We start from the raw sequence: 18,721 nt of genomic DNA on the forward strand, positions 1-18,721 counted from the left end.
ATTAGAAATTGAGGTTGAGGCCGACGTTGAACACGCGCTGGATAGGATAGCCGAAGCCCTGACCGGCCATCTCGGGATCCCAAAGTTTGAATTTGCTGAAAGTCAGCAGATTCAGGCCGCTAAGATAGATCCTTGCGTTATCCATGTAGGCGCGTTTGATCCATCTGCGGGGGAAGGAGTATCCGACCTCTGCTGATTTGAGGCGCAGGAAGCTGCCGTCGCGCATCCACCAGGTGCTTGTCTGCTGGTTGTTGATCGCATTAAATGTAGACAGGCGGGGATAGAGCGCGTAGAGGTTCTGGTTCCCTTCGGACCAGTGATTGTCGGCGTAGGCTTTCAGCAGCTGGGCGTTGTTGACGAAGGGAGCGGTACCATAGATCCCGTTAGAGATGTCGGTATTGGCTGTAGGGTTGATGAAGAAGGATTCCCTTGCCAGGCCCTGGAAGAAGGTACTGAGGTCGAAATTCTTGTATTGCAGGGAGAATCCGAAGCCGTAGATGATCTGGGGTGTCTGGGGCAGTCCGATCGCTACCTGGTCGTCGCCGTCGACGATACCGTCACCATTGACGTCCCTGTATTTGATGTCACCGCCCTGAGGTGGGATGCCGTTGCCGAAGTTCTGGGGTGGGGCGTTCCGGGCCTCCTTATCGTCGACGAAGAGTCTTTCGGCGATATAGCCGTAGGGCTGGTTGATGGGCTTTCCTTTTCTGTATTCGTAGCCGTACTTGTATTGGGGCTCTTCGGTGTATACTACCTTGTTGGAGGTGACGGTGAGGTTGCCTAGGAATTGGGCGGTGAGGTCTTTCGAGATCCGCTGGTTGTAGGTGAGGTTCAGGTCGAGACCGTTGGCGGTAGCTTTGCCCAGGTTGGCCTGGAGGTTGGCATTGGCCGTATTCTCGATACCGACGGATACGGGAATATACCCGCGGGAGATCAGGATATCGTAGCGGGATTCGTGGTAGATCTCCGCGGTGATGCTGAGGTCTTTTAAAATGGTAGCCTCAATGGCGATATTGCTCTTTTTCGACCGTTCCCAGGTGACGTCGGGGTTAGGATAGGCCTGAATGGTCGTTCCGTACAGCGTGTATGAATTGGTGTTGCCGAAGGAAGAGTAGAACAGCGGGTTGTAGTTGGGGGCGCTGCTGTTGCTCTGGTTGTTGTCGTCCGGCGTGACGCTCGAGAGGTAGAAGAAGCGCTGGCTTCCGATGTTGTCGTTACCCACGAGGCCATAGCTGCCCCTTAGTTTGAGCCGGGTGATGACGTTGGCTATGCCGCCGTCCCAGAATTTTTCGTTGGATATCACCCATCCGGCGCCGATGGTCGGAAAGAAGCCATAGCGGTGGTTGGGGGCGAATCTTTCCGACCCGTTGTACCCGAAGTTGAATTCCATGAAGTAGCGGCTGTCGAAAGAATAGGAAGCGCGGCCTGAAACGCCGAGGTTCCTGTAGGGCAGAGAGCTCAGCAGGTCGTTGGCGTCGCCGTACTGGGTTTGCTGGCGGGTACCGATGACCGTTGCACCTACGGAATGTTTGCCGAAGCTGTGGCTGTAGTCCACGGTGCCCTGCAGGTAGAGATAGGTATAGACGGTCTTGTTACCGGGATAGTAGCTGAGGAATTCCTGAGCGTCACCGGGTTTGTTATTGAGCCAGTTGAGGGTGTAGAAGCCGGTTTTGGGATCGGAGAAGCCGATGCCGTAGTAGAAAGGTTTGTACGAGCGGGTCAGGTCAAAGTAGGAGTATCGGTTGGTGCTGAAAATGCCGTGGAAGCTGAGGCCTGGGATAAAGTCAATTTTCTGCGTCAGCTCGAACTGGGCGGACATTCTGGACTCGGAGAAGCTCTTGTATCCGTCCATCAGGTCGGCATATGGGTTGTCGAGGAGGCCGCCGGTGAGGCCGGGGTTGTTGCCGAAGAGGATATGATGTGTCAGTCGGTTTGCGCTGTCCGGCTGGTAGTACGGCGCGAAGGCAACGGGGCTGGTATGCAGCGCCTTTACGTAGAGGTCTGTGGAGAAGCCGTCCTGGCTGCTGGTTATCGGTCCTGTATAGTCGTTGAAGTTGCCCCAGAGGCGGACTTCGGCTTCGGTGGATTTTGTCAGGCTGAGGTTGATGTTGGCGCGCAGCTGGTAGTTCTCGTACTTCATTCCTGAATTGAAGTTGTTGACCGGGTTGACCTGGAGAATGCCGTTGTCTCTGGAATAGGACCCGGACATATAGTATTTGGCCAGCTGGGAGCCGCCGCTGGCGCTGAAGTTGGCGCGGTTGGTGGTGGTGCGGTCTCTGAAGAGCGTGCTCATCCAGTCGACGGCGGGAAAGATATAGGGGCTGTTTCCCGGGGCCTTGTCGATGGTCTGCTGCGTATTAAAGATATCGTTAGGGGTAAAGGGGGTGTTTGCAGTGGATTCCTTGTGGTGACGGCTTCGTTGAAGTTTTTCATATAGGATATGGGATCCGCCAGCTGTATCTTTTTTGTGGGCTCGGAGATGGAGGTCTCTGCGCGGACGTTGATCCTTGCCTTGCCAATTTTGCCGTCTTTTGTCGTGATCAGTATGACGCCGTTGGCGCCGCGGGCGCCGTAGAGGGCGGCTGCGCTGGCGTCTTTCAGGATAGAGAAGGACGCTATGTCGTCTACCTGGAGACGGGCGAGGTCGCTGGCGCTGAGCTCGACGTTGTCGACGAGGATCAGGGGCTGGCGCTATAGCCGAGTGTAGTGACGCCGCGGACGAAGAAGTTGGCGTTGTCGCGGCCGGGCTGGCCGGCGCGCTGGAAGGATATCAGGCCTGCGACTCTGCCGGCGAGTGCGTTGGTAAGGTTGCTGGAGGGGATCTTAAGCTCAGTCGGATCGATGCTGGTGACGGATCCGACGACGGCCTCTTTTCTTTGTTTGCGACCGTAGGCTGTGACGACGACGTCTGATATGTTGGCTGCGACCGGGTGCATCACGAGGGCTACTTCTTTTGTCGATTCCGTTATTGTCAGCCGCTGGTCGGTGAAGCCAACGTAGGAGAACTCGATAACCGAGCGGGGGCCGACGTCGAGGATGAATCTGCCGTGGCTGTCGGTGTAGGTACCCGAATTCTTTCTGCTGGTGTTTACGACGCTTACGCCTGTCAGGGGTTTGCCTGTCGAATCGACCACTGTACCGGTGACGGTGATGGGTTTTTGTGCGGATGCGGTAATAGAGGAGAGAAAGAAGAAGACGAGAATGATTGGCACACGGGGAAATAGCCGTTTGCGCAAATCGTAGAGATTTGTCATAAGCAAGTAACGTTTTAGTATTGGTTAGTGTAGTGGTAGGCTGTGGCCTTTCCGCGACATGTGCGCAGCGTCCGGCTGTTCTATACTATACTATACTACAAATATAGCCAATTTTGGATGTGGTGCAAGTTTTTTAGACGGCGATGGGCTGCCTGTTGTATTTGGCTTTATAATCCAAAGGGGATAAGCCAGTTAGTCTCTTAAAAACTTCTCTGAATGCCTTGTCGTCCGAGTAGCCGACTTCGAACATTACTTCGAAGATGGTTGTCCTTTCTTTTCGAGGAGTCTTTTGGCGACTTCGATCTTAACGCGCTGGAGGTATTCCATTGGCGTGTTGCCTACTGCTTTGACGAAGCGTCTGTCGAAGTTGCGTCTGCTGATGGCCAGTCGGGAGGCCAGGTCTTCGAAGGAGATCTTTTCGGTGAGGTTCTCTTCGATAAAGGTTTGGGCCTTGCTGATCAGTTCGTCGCCGTGGTTCTTTTGGGGTTGGAAGACGGAGAAGGGGGACTGGGATGTTCTTTCGATGTCGATCTGGAAGATCTTCGAACAGTGGATAGCGATCTCTCTGCCGAAATATTTTTCGACGAGGAAGAGGACGAGGTTGAGGAATGAGAATGCGCCTCCGTTGGTATATATTCTTGGTCCGACGGTGATGAGGCGGTCGGTATGGATGCCGATATTGGGAAAGCGTTGTTTAAAGTCGGAGGCTGTATTCCAGTGGATGGAACAGGACTGACCGTCGAGGAGTCCGGTGGAGGCCAGAAGGAATGCGCCTGTGCAGATGGTGGCGATCTCAGCGCCGTTGTTGTATTGTTCTGTGATCCATGTGATGAGCTCCTTATTCTTTCCGATCACGTTGTCATAGTCATAAGATATGGCGGGTATGATCAGCAGGTCGGTTTTTTATCTCGTTGACATTGACGGGGTGGACGGAGAAGAAGCCGTCCTCCAGTTGAATCTCCTTTACGAAACCTGCGAGGCGTACGTCGATAATGGATGCGTTGCCGAGCTTTTGCCAGTATTGGTTGGCCCGGGTCAGGATCTGGAATGTGCCGGTGATGCTACTCAGGTTGACGTCGCCTTCGGGGACGACGATAGTGACTTGCTTCATTGCAGGAATTTGAGCAAGAAAGTTACGATTATTTGTTGTCCATATCGCCCCTGTGCGGGGTGTTTTTTGGTATTGCGGTTATTGTTTGATAAATGTAATGGGGAATGATCGCTGGCCGCTGAGGACGTAAGCGATATACGATCCGGCAGTAAGGCTGCCGACGGGTAGGGTTGCGCCGTCTGGCTGTGAAAACTTGTAGCTGGCGAGCACCTGGCCGGAATTGGAAATGATATTGACGCTGCCGCCTCCGCTGATCCCCGGTGCGCTGATATGAAGCATATCTTTTGCGGGAATCGGGTAGAGGGTCAACTGGCGGGGTGATCCGCCGAATGCCAGGGTGACGACGGGGGAGTAGGATGAAACGCCCGAAGCATCGGTCATCAGTAGTCTGTAATAGTTGGTGCCGCTGAGGGGTGAATTATCCGTAAAGCTATAGCTCTGCGAGGAGAAGCCGTTACCGACGCCTGCGATGGCAGCGATCGAATTGAACTGCGATCCGTCGGCGGAGCGCTGAAGGGAGAACTGGTCCTGGCCGAGGTCGGCGGCGACCGTCCATTTTGCCAGGGCTGAATTGTCGGATTGTCTGGTGACTGTAAAGGCTTCGAGTGATATGGGAAGGACGTTGTTCTGGTTGTAGACGATGGTATAGTATCCCGCGGGCAGGTTGGAGGCTTTTACAATCATTGAAACGATGTTGCCTGAGATGCTGCCCTGGGTATAGCTGACCAGCTTGTTTGTCCCGGTGGCGAATGTACCGTCCGTTGCGTTATAGAGGATGCTGTAATAGTAAGCCGGATTTGGGGTCGTCCCGTTGTAGTCGTTAAAATTAAAATTCAGGGTGACGTTGCCGGAGCTGTTGCCGTTGAATGTTCTGACGTACCAGGAACGATTCCATACATAGCTGTTGACGGGGACATTGGTCAGGCCTGAGTTGAAGTTGACCGTATTGGTCTGGGCGTTGTGTGCGGCCATCACGTAGCCTGCTGAGCCAAGGAAATCAGAAGCCGTGATACCGCTGCTGAATCCCAGTCCGTCTGTGGAACCGGCTACGTCGGAGAGAACGTTGTCGGTGCTAAGGATATATCCGATACCTACGAGGTTCTTGTTCCAGGTGGGTTTTGTGGGAGGAGTGAATTTTGTATATCCTGAAGACGGGAGCGAGCCGCCCAGTCCCCATTCGGATGCCTGGTAATTCTCCAGCAATACTCTCTGGGTATTGCTGAGAGGGGCGCTGTAGACCAGGAGTTCGTATACGGGGTCATTGTTGTACATGCCCCTGTTCAAAAAGGTGTTGCTGATGGAGTATGTGCCGTTGGTAGGGCTCTGGGCTTGCGCGACGACAATGTGCGTGGCCGCGGTGGTGGTCATACTTTGTACGCCATTTAACCACATGGTGGGTGTGGCCCCTGTGTTGTACGCCCAGTCGTTGACGTTGGGGCCGTCGGTATAAGACGGGGCGGCTGTACCGGCACCTCCGGTGAAGCGGACGCTGAAGTCTGTGAGGGAAGGCGATGAAAACAAGTACTGGTAGCTATTGCCGAGCATGGCCACTGGTACTGACGATGGTCATATAGGCTCCGGCAGGCCCTGTCATGTACTGGGTGTTATTCGCGAAAGTGACGGCGCCAAAGCCGTTGAGCTGATTGGTCTTGTAGATCGGCCGATTGGTGTTGGTGCCCTGTACGGCGTCCGCGCCGTTGCCGCTCTTGTCCTTCCAGGTCGCAATGGAGGCGCCGTTGGCGGCCTGTGTGCCTGATGAGTTCAATATAGTTGTGGGATCTGCCGCGGTCAGCCACAATTCAAGGTTTGAATTTCCGAGACCGGCCGGGTAATAGTGTTGTGCGCTTGTTGCGAGTGATAGGAATAGCAAGCACATTAGAGGATATGGGCTTTTCATGATATTGATTTAAGGGCGACAGCTGGACTTATTCAGCCCGTCGCAAGTTAGTGACAATAGTTGTGCCTTTCTACACTTCTTTGATTTTCATGACGTTTTCGGACACTGACATTCCCAATTATGGAAAAATCGACTAATTATTGGAAATTGATTATCAACGGCGTCTGTGTGTGTGTGTGAATCGATAATCAGGTCTTCCGTGAGATGGAAATCTTCCCATGATGAATAATATTTCCAATTATTTTTAGTTATTAGGTTGTATCAAGGAATAAAAAGATACACTTAGTCCTGCATACCTCTGATATCTTGACTGAGTTACCGTGATATAGTGGAAAGCATCGGGATTGTAAGCCCATGTTGAAAGCTGTATCCAGTGACACTTTATGAAATATCTGATAATAGTAGCAGGGCTAATGGCAGTCCTTGTAAAGTAATTCTTTTGGTCAGACAACGCAGTCGAGTGGAAACTGGAGTGATCCGAGTATCTGGTCGGGCGGTTCGGTGCCGGCAGCCAGCGGTACGGTGACTGTGAGTAATCCCGTCACTATTGATGGTAATCTCTCGCCGACCGGTACGTGGACATTTGGAAGTAATGCCAACGATCAGCCCGGTGGGACTGCATATACATTCAACCCTAGTGCGGGCTCCAATACCATTACCGTTAATGCGAACGAGGTAGTCAGCTTCGAAGGAGGGAGTTCGGGCACGCCTAATCAGTTCAACAGCGGGACGATCAAGATTTACGGCACGCTAATCCTTGGCTATACCGATTTCAACAACAGCGGGAATCTGAATATCACCGTTGAGCCGGGCGGGACGCTTATTATTAACGGAGACCTGAACAGCAAAAATAACAGCGGTCTTTTTGAAATCGACGGCGCGCTGATCGTCAACGGAAATTTTACCGCATCGACGGGGAGTGTTACGGTTAGCGGGACAGGTACGATCAATACCACGGGGAAACTGACGTCCACCGGTAGTTCGACGATATTCGGCACAGGCAATGACTGTAATACAGGTCCATGTTCGGGGACTGCATTGACTTGCAGTTTTGCCAACAGGGTCACGCCTGTGGGAGGTGTAGTGTGTTCGGGAACTACTCCCGGTACGTTGACGTCCACGAATACGGCTGGCAGTCCGACCTATCAGTGGCTGGTCAGCACGGATAATATCATCTACTCAAATGCATCCGGGGTCAGCAATGCTTCGACCTATGTTGTGCCTTCTCTTACTCAAACGACCTGGTATAAGGTGAAGATCACTTCCGGCGGATGCACCAGCGTATCGCCGGAGGCGAAGTTTACGGTCGTCAGCGGCGGCGGCTGGCTTGGAGGGACGAGCACCGACTGGAACACGGCCAGCAACTGGTGTAGTCTAACCGTTCCTACGAGTACGACCGATGTAACGATTACCAATACCGGTTCGAATTATATGCCGAGGATACTTACGGGGGAGGCAGCCACTGCCGGGAATATAACTATCAGCAATACCTCGCCCAGGTCGTCGATCACTATCGTCGCGAGCGGCACAGCTTCTCTGGCTGTTTACGGGGACCTGACGAATAACGGACTGTTTACCGACAGTTCCACCGCTGCGTCGGCGGGAATGATCGTGGCGGGCGGCGTTGCTCAGAATTTCGGCGGTACCGGCGGCCTTGCACTTAACAATATGACCATCAATAACGGGTCGGGGACTGCCACTACTCTGAATATCAACAACAATAATCTAACGATTAGCAGTCATCTAACAATGACCTCCGGCATCGTCAATCTCGGGGGTTTGTCCGTTTCGTTGGGGTCATCGGCGGCCAGTACCGGCGTTTTAAGCCATTCTGCGGGGTCATGGTTTTATGGGGGAGCATTCGTCCGGTGGATGCCAACGTCGGCGGTCACTCTGGGAGTTGATGCGAGCCTTTTTCCTGTTGGCGACGTTTCCAACTATCGTCCGATGTATCTGGGCAGCAGCGGGCTCACGACGGGTGGTACCGTCAAGGTAACTCATACGAGTGTGTCCGGCGCCTCGGCTGTTTCGTTTGCCGACGGAGCGTCGACGGTCTCGATCAGGTCGAATTCCTATTGGACGGTGGCTACCGGCAACGGGATCGCGGGTGCGGGGAATCCATTTACTGTTCGCACGGAGGGGACGGGGTTTGGCATTGTCGGCAGCGTCAGTGACCTGCGGCTGACGCTCGTCAATTCTGCTGCGCCGGGGACCGCGGGTGTGAATGCGGGCAGTACGGGCAACCCGCAGGTGAACAGGAACAGTTTTTCCGTTGCCGGTCTGGCCAACAGCTATTACTGGGGATCGGTCAATCCCGGAATGACGACCCTGCCTGTGACGCTGCTATCGTTCACCGGTGTGGCCCGGTCGGGAAGGGTGGTGCTGAACTGGACGATCGGAGAACTGACTGCCAGCTATTTTTCGGTGGAGCGGTCGGTCGACGGGGTAAATTTTGTGGAGATCGGCAGGGTTGCGGCTGCGGGTAGTGGGTATACATATACTGACGGGGGTGCGTTTGTGGGGAAGGACTATTATCGTCTTCGGCTGGCCGATCAATCGGGGAGTTTTTCTTATTCGGGGGTTGTCGTGGTTGAGTTTGGCGGCAATGTCGATTTTGTTCTATTCCCGAACCCTTCGGATGGACGGGCCATTACGGTACGCGTTGGCGGTGCGGTGGCCTGGTCGATCGATGTATTCGACGATCAGGGCAGGAGGGTAGGGCGCGGGTATTCCGCGGATGCGGCGCAGACGATATCCTTTGGTCCCAGGTTGCCGCAGGGAGTCTATTTTGCAAGGGTGATAAGTAAGACGGGTGCTCGGGTAAAGCAGTTCGTGGTGACGCGGTTATAGATTCAACGCGATCTTTCCGAATAGCCTCATTCCGTTGAAGCCCATCTGGACTGAATCCCGGGGGCCACCTGACTCGTTGTCTCCCGCCCATCCCTTTGCGAGCGGGTTTACGCCGAGGTCGGGGTGGACGTTGAACAAATTGTCGACGCCGATGAAAACGCTTACTTTTTTGGAGATCTTATAGGAGCAATAGAGGTCGGTTGTCGAGCTTGCCGTCGAAATTAAAGTGTTCGGGTACCAGTACATGGGAATCTGCGTCCGTAGGCACCATCGGATCGATCCCCGTCTGGTTGGGGTTGTCGTCTGTCGCGGCTCCGAAGCCCAGCAGGGTTATTTTCCCAAACCAGGTAAGATGTGTGCCAATCCCGAATTTATCGACGTTATAGTCGATGTTCAGCGCAAATTTTTGTTTTGGAGCGGATGCGATCAGGAACGCTTTTTCGCGATCGCTGAAGAAGGTCTTCTGGTTGAGTGCGGTTCCGTTGAGAGCGGGCGGAACGTGTATGGCGTCGAGATCCATCTTTTGAATATTGCCGGCGAAGAGGACCTTGAGTCCGTTCTTTCCCCATCTGGTGGAATAGTCGGCTACGATATCCAGCCCATAGTTAGTTGTATTGACGGCATTGGCAAAGAACTGGACGGTGGTGACCTGGGGCGGGATCTGCGAGGTAAAGGATGGGGGAGGGTGTTGTCGTTCTTGCTAAAGAGGCCGGACAGGACGATCCTGTTCTTTACTTTCACCAGATAGCCGTCAATTGTAAATGTAAGTCCTTTGGCAGCTTTCCAGCTGAAGCCGGCGCTCGCGTTGACGGAGGTTTCCTGTTTCAGTTCGGGTATGCCGGCGGCTTTTGTAATGGGGTCGTCGTTGCTGGCGATGCGGGACTGGATGAGTTGGCCGCCGCTGAAGGACGTCAGGGTGTTGCTGAAATTTATTTGTTGCAGGGAGGGTGCGCGGTAGCCGGTGCTGAAGGAGCCTCTGATGTTGAGGTCGTTTGTGAGGCTGTAGCGGGTGGCGAATTTAAACGTTGCGACGGAGCCAAAATCGGAATAGTGTTCGAACCGGATGGCGCCGTCAAGCAGCCAGTCTTTTGTAATGTTGAGTTCGGCGTCGGCGTAGAGTCCCTGGTTGGTGCGTGATTTAGCTTTTTTGTCGGCGGGGCTGAATCCTGGAAAGCCCTGGGCGCCGGAGGCTGCCGTGCGGAGGGAATCTGCGCTGCCGTCGCCTATGAGGTTGGGGTAGATGCGCTGGCTGGAATCGTAGCTTCCGTACGATCCATACTCACCTACATAAATCCCATACCTTTCGTATCGGAATTCGGCGCCCAGGCCGAGGTTCAGGCCATTCGCAACCGTCTTGAACGATCTGCTGAAGTCGAGGTTCAGCGTATTCTGCAGGAAGTTAAAGCCTCCGTCGTCGAAGTGGTTGGGTTTGGTGGCGCCGATGATGGAGGCGTTGTATGTTTTGTCGCCGTAGTAGTGAAAATCGTTTCTTCCGAGGGTGTTGCTGAGGTCCCAGGTCCATTGGTCGCCTGCGTCTCCTCTTAGTCCGAGGGCGATGGAAGCGTCCTGGATATGGGTTTGGATATGGGGGTTATAGTAGGTTTCGCCGTCGATAGACCTTCGCATGATGGAAGGGTCATAGAGGAGGTTGCCGCCGGCGTCTACGGGGAATCGTTCGGGTTTCGCGCTGAAGTTGCGGGAATAGGCGTAGGCGTCGGAAGCCTTGTAGTTATATCCGCCGAATGAGTAGAAGGTAGTTCGTTTTGAGGGGCTTGTCGGGATCTCCATATTGTACATGACGCCGCCTGTAGTAAGGGAGCCGTCTCCGAAGGCCCTTCGTCCGGTATTGAGGTATGGAATAGCATTTTTATCGTTTTGCCAGTTGGATGTGTCAACCTGGCGATAGGTTTTGCCTTGTTTCAGGAATTCGGCGGAAATATTGATGAAGCCTCCGTTCTTGCCCAAGGTAAAGCCGTCGTTGGCGGAGATGGTCGCGGTATTGCCGTCGATGGCGCTGCCGGAGTAGTATTCATTGCCTTTGTTGAATTTTCTGGCATTGAAGGAGTAGTCGTCGTAGCCGCTCCAGCCGGCGTTGATGGCGAGGCGGTGGACGTCTTTTTTCAGAATAATATTTATAACCCCGGCGATGGCGTCCGAGCCGTATTGTGCGGAGGCCCCGTCGCGGAGGATCTCTACCCGGTCGACCGCGGATTCGGGAAAGGCGTTGAGGTCGACTCCCGAGTTGCCTCTTCCTCTGGTGCCGAAGAGCGTGACGAAGGCGGTTTGGTGTCTTCTTTTGCCGTTGATCAGTACCAGGGTTTGGTCGGGGCCGAGGCCTCTGAGGGTGCCGAGGTCTATGTGGTCCGCGCCGTCGGCGCCGCTCTGTTTATTATAATTGAAAGATGGGGCGGCGACGTTGAGGATGGAGGTGATATCCATTTTGGCGGTAGGAAGGTCTATCTGGTTGATCTTTATGACGTCGACGGGGACGGGCGTTTCAGTTTTGGCTCTTCCGGCGCCGCGGGTACCGACGAAGACGATTTCGGTGAGTTCCGAGGAGGCGGGCAGCAGTGCTATGGTGATCTGGGTTTGTCCGTGAAGGGGGAATGACTGGGTGGTATAGCCGATGAAGCTGATTTCGAGGATATCGTTTGGGCTGGCCTGGATCCTGAAGGCGCCGTCGTTGCTGGTGGATATTCCGCTGGATTTTGCGGACCGGACCTTTACGGTGGCGCCCGCGAGGGGGAGCCGGTTTGAGCGTCGACCACTTTGCCGGTGACTTGTGCGAGCAGGACACAGGGAATGGCCAGCCAGCAGGTGGCCAGGAGGAATATTCTCATATGATTGGTTTTGGTTATAGGAAGATAACAATAAAAAAAGGGGTGAACAAATATTTTGATGATGGGTTTGGGGGCTGGTATGGTCGAAAATGGTAAAACTGCACCTGTTTCGGTAGCCTATTAAAGCTGATATTTGTCCATATGAGTAATATCTATATTATCGGAGCGGGAACTATCGGGAGGGCTTTGGCAGGGGTCCTTCGGCGGCATCGGCGGGATGTTGTATTGGTGAGGGCGAGTGAGGCGGTGCCGCCGTCGCTATTGCGGCTCAGGGTGGTTTATGAAGGCGTTCCTATAGAGGAGGAGGTCGCGGTTTGCGGGTTACAGGATGTTGTCCGGTTTGACGGCGTTGTTGTGGTGGCGACGAAGTCTTATGGCAATGCGGCGCTTGCCGGGGTACTTAAAGACAAGGTTGGGGATTCGCCGGTTGTCATTATGCAGAATGGGCTGGGAGTGGAGGATGCATTTTTGCGGGAGGGTATCGGCAATGTGTACAGGTGCGTATTGTTTGCAACGAGTCAGTATCAGGAGGATGGAGGAGTGGTATTCAAGCCTGTGACTGCTTCGCCGATCGGTGTAGTGGATGGGCGTGCTGATATTTTGTCTTCGGTAGTGGATGCGATCAATACGCCGGTATTTCCGTTTGCCGGCACGCCGGATATAACGCCGATCGCCTGGTCGAAGACTATTGCAAACTGCGTTTTTAATTCCGTCTGTCCGCTGCTGGAGACGGATAACGGCATTTTTCACCGGAACGAGGAGGCGCTCGGGCTGGCGAGGAAAATAATAGCGGAGTGTGTTGCTGTGGCGGAGCTGGAGGGGATACGGATCTCTGCGGAAGAGGTGACTGCGCGTCTGCTGCTGATCAGCAAAGCGTCGGATGGGCAGCTGATCTCCACGCTGCAGGATATACGAAGCGGGAGGCCGACGGAAATCGATACGCTGAATTTTGCTGTTGCGAGGGCGGCGGAGGCGAAGGGCAGGGATGTGCCGGTAACGAAGGCATTGGGGGAATTGGTGAGGTTGAAGTCGCTGGCGCTGATGTTGGTTTTTGTTCTTGTGTTTTTGGGGTGCAGGGGGCCGGTGAAGGATGGGGGGCGGGTTTGGCATCGGGGCCCGGTTTGGGTGCCAGTGCTGATTCGGGTGTGGCGGCGGGTTCGGATCTGGGGGTGGGTTCTGGTTTGGCAGCCGGCTCCGGTGCTTCGCCGGGGTTGCTTTCGGTCAAAAGCATGCAGAGGGATCTATTGGTTCTTTGGGGCAGTATTCAGGAGATACACCCGGCCTATGGTTTGTATACTTCGAGGGACAGTATGTTGCAGATGTACCACCGGACGGCGTCGTTAATTGACAGGCCAATGTCGGAGAATGAATTTATTGCGACGGTCTATCCGTTGTTAAGTGCGTTGAAATGCGGGCATACGCAGCTGAAGCATTCTTCGGCTTATAAGTCTTCTGCTGCGGACAGGATGTTTCATTTGCCTTTTGAGGTGCTGGTCAGGGATGGCAGGGTCTGGGTGACGACCCATCAGGTAAAGGAGTTGGCGACCGGAGACGAGATACTGGCGATAAATAATGTGCTGGCATCGGAGATCGTACGTCATGGCAGTGATCTGTATGCCGGAGATGGTAATAATAAAACTTTCAAGGAATTATTTTTGAGCGAGTACGACGGGTTTGAAGATGCGTGCAATAAGTATTATCACTGGAAGTCGCCGTATCGCGTCGCCCTTCGTAATGGGCGGGGTGAATTCAGGATCGTGTCTGTGGACACAGTTGCTTATGCGGCGCCGCAGGCTGAGCATGTTACCGAAGCGGACAATTACAGGGGGTGGACGGTATCTGCGAAGACGGATTATCTGCCGCTGCGGTTCCTCGGGGTCGACTGCATGTTTTGAAGTTCATAGTTATCAGTATTCCGACACTGGTGTTTATGACAAGGCATTTGAAGAGATACGGGCTAAGGGGGTTAAGAATCTGATCATCGATCTGCGGCATAATACGGGGGGATATCCGGATCGGCGCAAAACTGATGACCTATCTGGCGGACGAGCCTTTTCAGATGGTGGGGGAGGTGTGGACGAATGTGGCGGACCCGGCGAAGGGCAGGTATGCGCAGTATTTTGATACGGTTCGCACGGAGAGTTTTTATCAGAGCTTTAAGCCGACAGGTGTTGTTGAAAGTGGGCATTATAAGTATGATTTTCGGCCGGCCTTTGGTCATTTGCTGGGAAGAACGGCGCTGGCCCGGAGAAATCATTATAATGGCCGGCTATTTGTGCTGGTCGACGGCGCGACATTTTCTTCGGGGGCACATACTGCGGCTGTTATTAAGGAATATTGTAAAGGGGTGGTCTTTGTCGGGCGTGAAACGGCCGGTGGTAGTGAGGGTTGCAGCGGGGGGACATTGCAGCATCTGACGCTGCCGAATACGGGGGTTGTTGTGGAGTTTCCTGGCTGAGACTGGTGTCGGTTTTGAAGAAGCCGCGAGTTGGGCGGGGTATAGTGCCTGATCATGTGGTGGAGTTTACGGCGCAGGATGTGGTTAGAAAGGAGGATGTGGATTTGGAGAAGGCGATGGGGTTGATTCGGTAGGGCCGGGCGCGGCCATATGCTGTATGGCGGCTGGTAAATACAACTATGCGGGTATTGCAGGTATGATAATTTATTTCCATTTTAACGGGGATAAATGAAAACGGCTGGGACAAAGGCTTCGGCCAATATTGCCAAAAAGGATGTGCCCTTCTTTGGAAAAGAGAAGAGGCTGGAATTTTTTCGTCCCCGTCCAGGGGTGATCCAGGCGAAGTCAGAGGCGCCGGAGACGCCAGACGACCGGCATCTAAAATCAAACAGATTCAAGGGCGATGAAATTTTGGAAGCCTGCTTTGATGGCGAGCAGGATAAATATTTACGGAACGGGTCCCAGGGCAAAGCGATTGAAAAGGTTCAACTCACCTCTTGTTGAACTAGGTCTTGATCTTTCGAAATTCGGAGCAGACGGAAAATTTGGGGATGAGACGGGTAAAGCCGTGGCAAAATTCAAGGCAGATCATCAGATATTCCCTTCGGATCCTGTGGTGGGTACAAAAACGATCAAAGCATTGGATGATATCCTGTTCAAAAAAGGAGGGGGAGGTGGTAGTCCGGCATCTACCTGCGCCGATGGTGCGGTAAGCAATGAAAAGGAACCCCTGCCTCCGATCCCGCAGCCGACGATCAAAGAAATGAATGCGAATGATCTTTTGGAGTTGGCGAAGAAAAAGCAACCTGCCGGACAACCTGTTCCGGCACACCCTCCACTTGGGTTTACCAGCCCGACAATTGGAAATATAAAACCAGCTTCGGTCAGATCGGTTCCGGGAGATCAGGAAGGCTGCCTTAAATGCGTGGCCGACTGGGATGTTCCAATCCCCACTGTCGAGATATTTATCGCCACGGGGATTTTTCCGATGAACCGAAGCGATTTTTCACCTCGAGGGCGGGGATGCGTCAGGTTGCCCCCGGTAGCCATCCCTTCGCTGGTACCTGTAAAAAAGAGGATACTGCCGGAAGCGGAGCCGGTGATCCTGAATGCTGAAATGGAACACTGGTCTGATTTTGTTATAACTTTTTTGATCGTCGCCGGGAGATATCTTTCTAATATCAGGAGGCTTACGCCTGAGAGAACGCATTTGCGCGGAAAGGATCAGTCCGAATGTCTACTGAAGGTATCTCAATTCCTTTTTGATACTACAACCGCTCCGATCCCACTGCCGCCGCTGTCAGTTTTTGGCAGGTTAGCCGGTGAAGATGTAACAGATGTATACATCAATACGACCTCTAAGCGAGAACCGGCTCATACGGCAATTTCCGGGCCGCCTGCTGATCAAACGCCGGTGATTCCGAATATCGATCCTGATAAAAACCCGTTTGGATGTAAGGCGTACTTTCGAAAATTCGATAAAACTCTGGCGCCGGGAGTACCGGGTCCGCCGTTTAGCCAGATTGTCGAAGACAAGAACGGGAGTATTCCTAAGGGAGAACCCTGGCATACTCTTTAGGCTCTAAAAATGGGATGGGTCGATCGAGGGTGAAGTTGGAATTGAGTTCCAAATGGTAATTGAAGATGCGGACCGGACGGGACTCGAACGAGGGCGCGTTTATGCTTTAGATACAACGAGTTGTTGGGGTGGCGGTTTCGGGGCGACCGGATTGCGACCGGGGAAAGAGCTGGGGTGAAGGTACGGTAATTAGTTGTTCGGTTTATGGAATTATTTTAGGATGGCCTCCACTTTTTGGCGGCGGTGTCAAAGGTAATCCCATTTCTCTGGTCCCGGGTCAAGGAGTGGCCTTCTTCGATGATCTCAATGGTCGGGATTAGGCCTACTTCCTGCTCCCGGGCCAGTGTATTTAGGTTGAGCGTATTTCCGTACGTCGGCACCACCGTCTGCAGCCAGCCAAAATAAGGCTCATTATGCACCCTTCCCGGATCATTCCACATTGAATTGCGGATAGTAAAATTTTCCCTGCTGATGGAAGTCCAGACGTTAAAAATGAGGTCTTCACTGTGGTCAAGGATGGGTATTGTTACTCGCCCCCGGTGGAAAAAATGCTCCTGGTCGATCACGCATAGGCTTTCTGCTAATTCAATACGGGTTGCCCGCTCTTCCGGCGGCACCGAAAAATAATAGTCCGGATATTCGTCGCCAAAGCAGAGGGGCATTTCATCGTAGACCTGGCCACAGCAGGAGCATTGGTATGAGAATTTCTTTTTCTTGGGGTTAAAAAATTGAAACAATTTCATATCAATCGGTCGGATGTTTGGATAAAAAAGGTTGTCTGGTAAGGTGGTTGTCGTACTCTGACTTTCTAAAAAATGGCCAATAATCGAAATCGCTCGTTTTTTTGAACGCTTTGTAGGCTATCAATTGTGCCTTTCTTCTTTTTCGGAAATTTTGCCCCAGGGTCAAAAGGCACACCAGAAAATCCACAAGCGAAAATGAGAAGATGGGGCTCTTTGTATCAAATGCCGGCCATTCATATTCGAGTTCCGTGTGAAGAAATAGTATGCAGCGTGCGATGACTTTTAAACTTTCAGCGGAAAGCTGATCGGGCCCCTTCAATTTATGATTTCTGGTATCGTCATATAAACCCCAGCATACTTCCAAAATGGGTAAAATAACCGGGTCGTCGGTCTTTGCATAATTGGATCTGTAATATTGTTCCGGCAACCAACCGTGGCTTATATCGTCAAGAATATCACTCTCAAAGCCATCATTAGAGATTGTTCCTACTGATAGCTGACGCATGTGATATGCTAGTCGTTTTCTTCGTTCTTTGTCGACCATGATTATCCCTGGGTTGACATTTTCTGCACTACCTGAAGCAATTTATTCATTTTATCGTTATGTGCCTTCACCTGATCCGGCTGGCCGAATTGCCTCGTGATAATGGACAACGACTCCCTCTGGATAGTTTTGGCGACATAGTTTTTTAAAGCCGGATCGATCTTTCCTTCAATTACAAACTGGGCAAAGGCCGTTCCAATAATCGCCTCGTCTATATCATTTAAATAGGATGCTCCCCATGTTCTTTTGCGAGTTCAGGGCTATCTGGCGGAGTTGTTCGTCAGTTAATTTCTTACCTCCGCCAGGCATAGAGGAGTATCGTTCATTTTCTTTCTTCAGCATTTCGATCTCCTGGGCGATGAACGATTCGTCCAGATGGGCTGGGGTGGAGGTGTACAATTTTATCCTTGCAGTATCCAGTTCGTCCCAGGCGAAAGGCGGAAAATTCCAGGAGTCAATTAGTTGTTTTAAGTAAAGTATGGGGGAGGTTGTTGGATGGCTTTTCCGCCATTTTTGAAATCCGTATGCGGCGTCGGATCCGGCGTCACTGCCAAAAGGGCCGGATTCGTCGATCGGGCTCCAATAGAAATCCTCCTTCATCAATTTTTTCGCATTGGGATGAGCGGTTGTGAGAGAAAACTCAAATCTTTCGCCATTCGTCTGACCTTTGGTGGTGAGGCCTAGAACAAAGAGCGAAATGGACAAGAGTAGTAAAGTTCGTTTCATCAGCTAATATAGTTTTTGGATTTGTTTTCCTGATTCATATCCGGTAAGAGACAACCTTTCAATGTGGGGCAAATTCAGCTTTTTGCACGGAATCCTAGTAACAGCCCGCACGGAAACCTAATAACGGTACAGTCTCGATATTGGCAAAATGCGATCTATATTTCTGTAAATAAGCATTATACATATGCATGTAGGAATATTTTACTGCGTCAGATTAGTATAATCGCACAACATCATCCTAGTATTTTTGCCCGCCCGGCTCATTGCCGACGCTAGAGCTTAAAATGCCTTTTTGATTCCCGAAACACGTCCGCAAATTTGGGAAGGTCATAGACCTGATCTTGCAGTTTCCTTTAGCCAGGCCTGACCGAGATTTTTTTCCTTTTCCAGTACCTTTGCTCGAATAGTCGAAAGTCATGCCCCTTATTCTTTGCCTTGCGTTCAAATTCCGGTTTAAGATGCCCGGTATCCAGGCGTTCGCTTTCTGTCAAGTGCCAGAAATCGTATAGATCTCTTGGTTCGGTTCTTCCCATTAGCGCCGCCATTTTTTCGATCAGGATCTCTTCCAAGGGATAGCATTTCAATGAAAACGACTCTTCCGGCAAATCGCTATAAAGGATAAATACTTTTTTTACCACGACCGGAAATTCAAGGACTTCCTTTCTGGTGAGATCTCATCTTTATATCCCGGCTGGTCAGGCTTCCTTGCAATGGACCAA

General features: G+C 52.4%; 19 protein-coding genes and 1 pseudogene. 7 read left to right on the forward strand and 13 right to left on the reverse strand.

Features of this window, described 5'->3' with window-relative positions:
- Window position 1: 1 nt before the first annotated feature.
- The 7 genes from ACQ86N_RS07735 to ACQ86N_RS07765 form a co-directional block, all read right to left on the reverse strand.
- Window positions 2–2,365, reverse strand: a complete 2,364-nt coding sequence (locus tag ACQ86N_RS07735; RefSeq protein WP_431217316.1) for a SusC/RagA family TonB-linked outer membrane protein — start codon at window positions 2,363–2,365, stop codon at window positions 2–4.
- Window positions 2,290–2,682: a TonB-dependent receptor plug domain-containing protein gene (locus ACQ86N_RS07740; protein WP_431217317.1), complete on the reverse strand. Its 393-nt coding sequence runs from the start codon at window positions 2,680–2,682 to the stop codon at window positions 2,290–2,292. The genes ACQ86N_RS07735 and ACQ86N_RS07740 overlap by 76 nt, the downstream gene beginning before the upstream one ends.
- Complete coding sequence (locus tag ACQ86N_RS07745; RefSeq protein ID WP_431214656.1) at window positions 2,679–3,212, reverse strand: carboxypeptidase-like regulatory domain-containing protein; 534 nt, start codon at window positions 3,210–3,212, stop codon at window positions 2,679–2,681. The genes ACQ86N_RS07740 and ACQ86N_RS07745 overlap by 4 nt, the downstream gene beginning before the upstream one ends.
- Window positions 3,213–3,503: 291 nt before the next feature.
- On the reverse strand, window positions 3,504–4,109 hold the full coding sequence (locus ACQ86N_RS07750; protein WP_431214657.1) for a GlxA family transcriptional regulator: 606 nt from the start codon (window positions 4,107–4,109) through the stop codon (window positions 3,504–3,506).
- A 10-nt stretch (window positions 4,110–4,119) separates the two neighbouring features.
- On the reverse strand, window positions 4,120–4,365 hold the full coding sequence (locus tag ACQ86N_RS07755) for a hypothetical protein (RefSeq protein ID WP_431214658.1): 246 nt from the start codon (window positions 4,363–4,365) through the stop codon (window positions 4,120–4,122).
- A gap of 78 nt (window positions 4,366–4,443) precedes the next feature.
- Window positions 4,444–5,910: a T9SS type A sorting domain-containing protein gene (locus ACQ86N_RS07760; protein WP_431214659.1), complete on the reverse strand. Its 1,467-nt coding sequence runs from the start codon at window positions 5,908–5,910 to the stop codon at window positions 4,444–4,446.
- The gene (locus ACQ86N_RS07765) at window positions 5,897–6,163 is read right to left on the reverse strand and encodes a hypothetical protein (RefSeq protein ID WP_431214660.1); all 267 of its coding nucleotides are present in this window, start codon (window positions 6,161–6,163) and stop codon (window positions 5,897–5,899) included. The genes ACQ86N_RS07760 and ACQ86N_RS07765 overlap by 14 nt, the downstream gene beginning before the upstream one ends.
- A 627-nt stretch (window positions 6,164–6,790) precedes the next feature.
- Here ACQ86N_RS07765 and ACQ86N_RS07770 point away from each other — a divergent pair.
- Window positions 6,791–9,112, forward strand: coding sequence for a beta strand repeat-containing protein (locus ACQ86N_RS07770; RefSeq protein ID WP_431214661.1), 2,322 nt, complete (start codon window positions 6,791–6,793; stop codon window positions 9,110–9,112).
- Window positions 9,113–9,290: 178 nt separating this feature from the next.
- Here the strand turns inward: ACQ86N_RS07770 and ACQ86N_RS07775 are convergent, their stop codons facing one another.
- Window positions 9,291–9,632 carry a hypothetical protein gene (locus ACQ86N_RS07775; protein ID WP_431214662.1) on the reverse strand — a complete coding sequence of 114 codons (342 nt, stop codon included), beginning with the start codon at window positions 9,630–9,632 and terminating at the stop codon, window positions 9,291–9,293.
- Between the two features lie 65 nt (window positions 9,633–9,697).
- The gene (locus ACQ86N_RS07780; protein ID WP_431214663.1) at window positions 9,698–11,983 is read right to left on the reverse strand and encodes a TonB-dependent receptor; all 2,286 of its coding nucleotides are present in this window, start codon (window positions 11,981–11,983) and stop codon (window positions 9,698–9,700) included.
- 110 nt (window positions 11,984–12,093) lie between these two features.
- On the opposite strand from ACQ86N_RS07780, the gene ACQ86N_RS07785 reads away from it, so the two are divergent.
- The 6 genes from ACQ86N_RS07785 (at window position 12,094) to ACQ86N_RS07810 (ending at window position 15,989) form a co-directional block, all read left to right on the forward strand.
- Entirely contained in the window at window positions 12,094–13,296 is a 1,203-nt protein-coding gene (locus tag ACQ86N_RS07785; protein WP_431214664.1) for a ketopantoate reductase family protein, read from the forward strand.
- An 11-nt stretch (window positions 13,297–13,307) separates the two neighbouring features.
- Window positions 13,308–13,847, forward strand: a complete 540-nt coding sequence (locus ACQ86N_RS07790) for a hypothetical protein (protein ID WP_431214665.1) — start codon at window positions 13,308–13,310, stop codon at window positions 13,845–13,847.
- On the forward strand, window positions 13,753–14,076 hold the full coding sequence (locus ACQ86N_RS07795; protein ID WP_431214666.1) for a S41 family peptidase: 324 nt from the start codon (window positions 13,753–13,755) through the stop codon (window positions 14,074–14,076). Before ACQ86N_RS07790 ends, ACQ86N_RS07795 begins: the two co-directional genes overlap by 95 nt.
- Window positions 13,982–14,410: a S41 family peptidase gene (locus ACQ86N_RS07800; protein ID WP_431214667.1), complete on the forward strand. Its 429-nt coding sequence runs from the start codon at window positions 13,982–13,984 to the stop codon at window positions 14,408–14,410. The genes ACQ86N_RS07795 and ACQ86N_RS07800 overlap by 95 nt, the downstream gene beginning before the upstream one ends.
- 228 nt (window positions 14,411–14,638) lie before the next feature.
- Window positions 14,639–14,914 carry a hypothetical protein gene (locus tag ACQ86N_RS07805; protein WP_431214668.1) on the forward strand — a complete coding sequence of 92 codons (276 nt, stop codon included), beginning with the start codon at window positions 14,639–14,641 and terminating at the stop codon, window positions 14,912–14,914.
- Entirely contained in the window at window positions 14,886–15,989 is a 1,104-nt protein-coding gene (locus ACQ86N_RS07810; protein WP_431214669.1) for a peptidoglycan-binding domain-containing protein, read from the forward strand. The genes ACQ86N_RS07805 and ACQ86N_RS07810 overlap by 29 nt, the downstream gene beginning before the upstream one ends.
- Before the next feature lie 215 nt (window positions 15,990–16,204).
- On the opposite strand, the gene ACQ86N_RS07815 is transcribed toward ACQ86N_RS07810, so the two are convergent.
- The 4 genes and pseudogenes from ACQ86N_RS07815 to ACQ86N_RS07830 form a co-directional block, all read right to left on the reverse strand.
- Window positions 16,205–16,732 carry a DUF2199 domain-containing protein gene (locus tag ACQ86N_RS07815; protein ID WP_431214670.1) on the reverse strand — a complete coding sequence of 176 codons (528 nt, stop codon included), beginning with the start codon at window positions 16,730–16,732 and terminating at the stop codon, window positions 16,205–16,207.
- Between the two features lies 1 nt (window position 16,733).
- A complete protein-coding gene (locus ACQ86N_RS07820) occupies window positions 16,734–17,276 on the reverse strand; it encodes a hypothetical protein (RefSeq protein WP_431214671.1) in 543 nt (180 codons plus the stop codon).
- A 216-nt stretch (window positions 17,277–17,492) separates the two neighbouring features.
- A complete protein-coding gene (locus tag ACQ86N_RS07825) occupies window positions 17,493–18,002 on the reverse strand; it encodes a hypothetical protein (RefSeq protein WP_431214672.1) in 510 nt (169 codons plus the stop codon).
- A 353-nt stretch (window positions 18,003–18,355) separates the two neighbouring features.
- Window positions 18,356–18,649 (reverse strand): annotated as a pseudogene (locus ACQ86N_RS07830) (nucleotidyl transferase AbiEii/AbiGii toxin family protein); the annotation flags it as partial.
- Window positions 18,650–18,721 lie beyond the last annotated feature (72 nt).

The organism is Puia sp. P3 (assembly GCF_050632245.1).
Taxonomy (GTDB): domain Bacteria; phylum Bacteroidota; class Bacteroidia; order Chitinophagales; family Chitinophagaceae; genus Puia.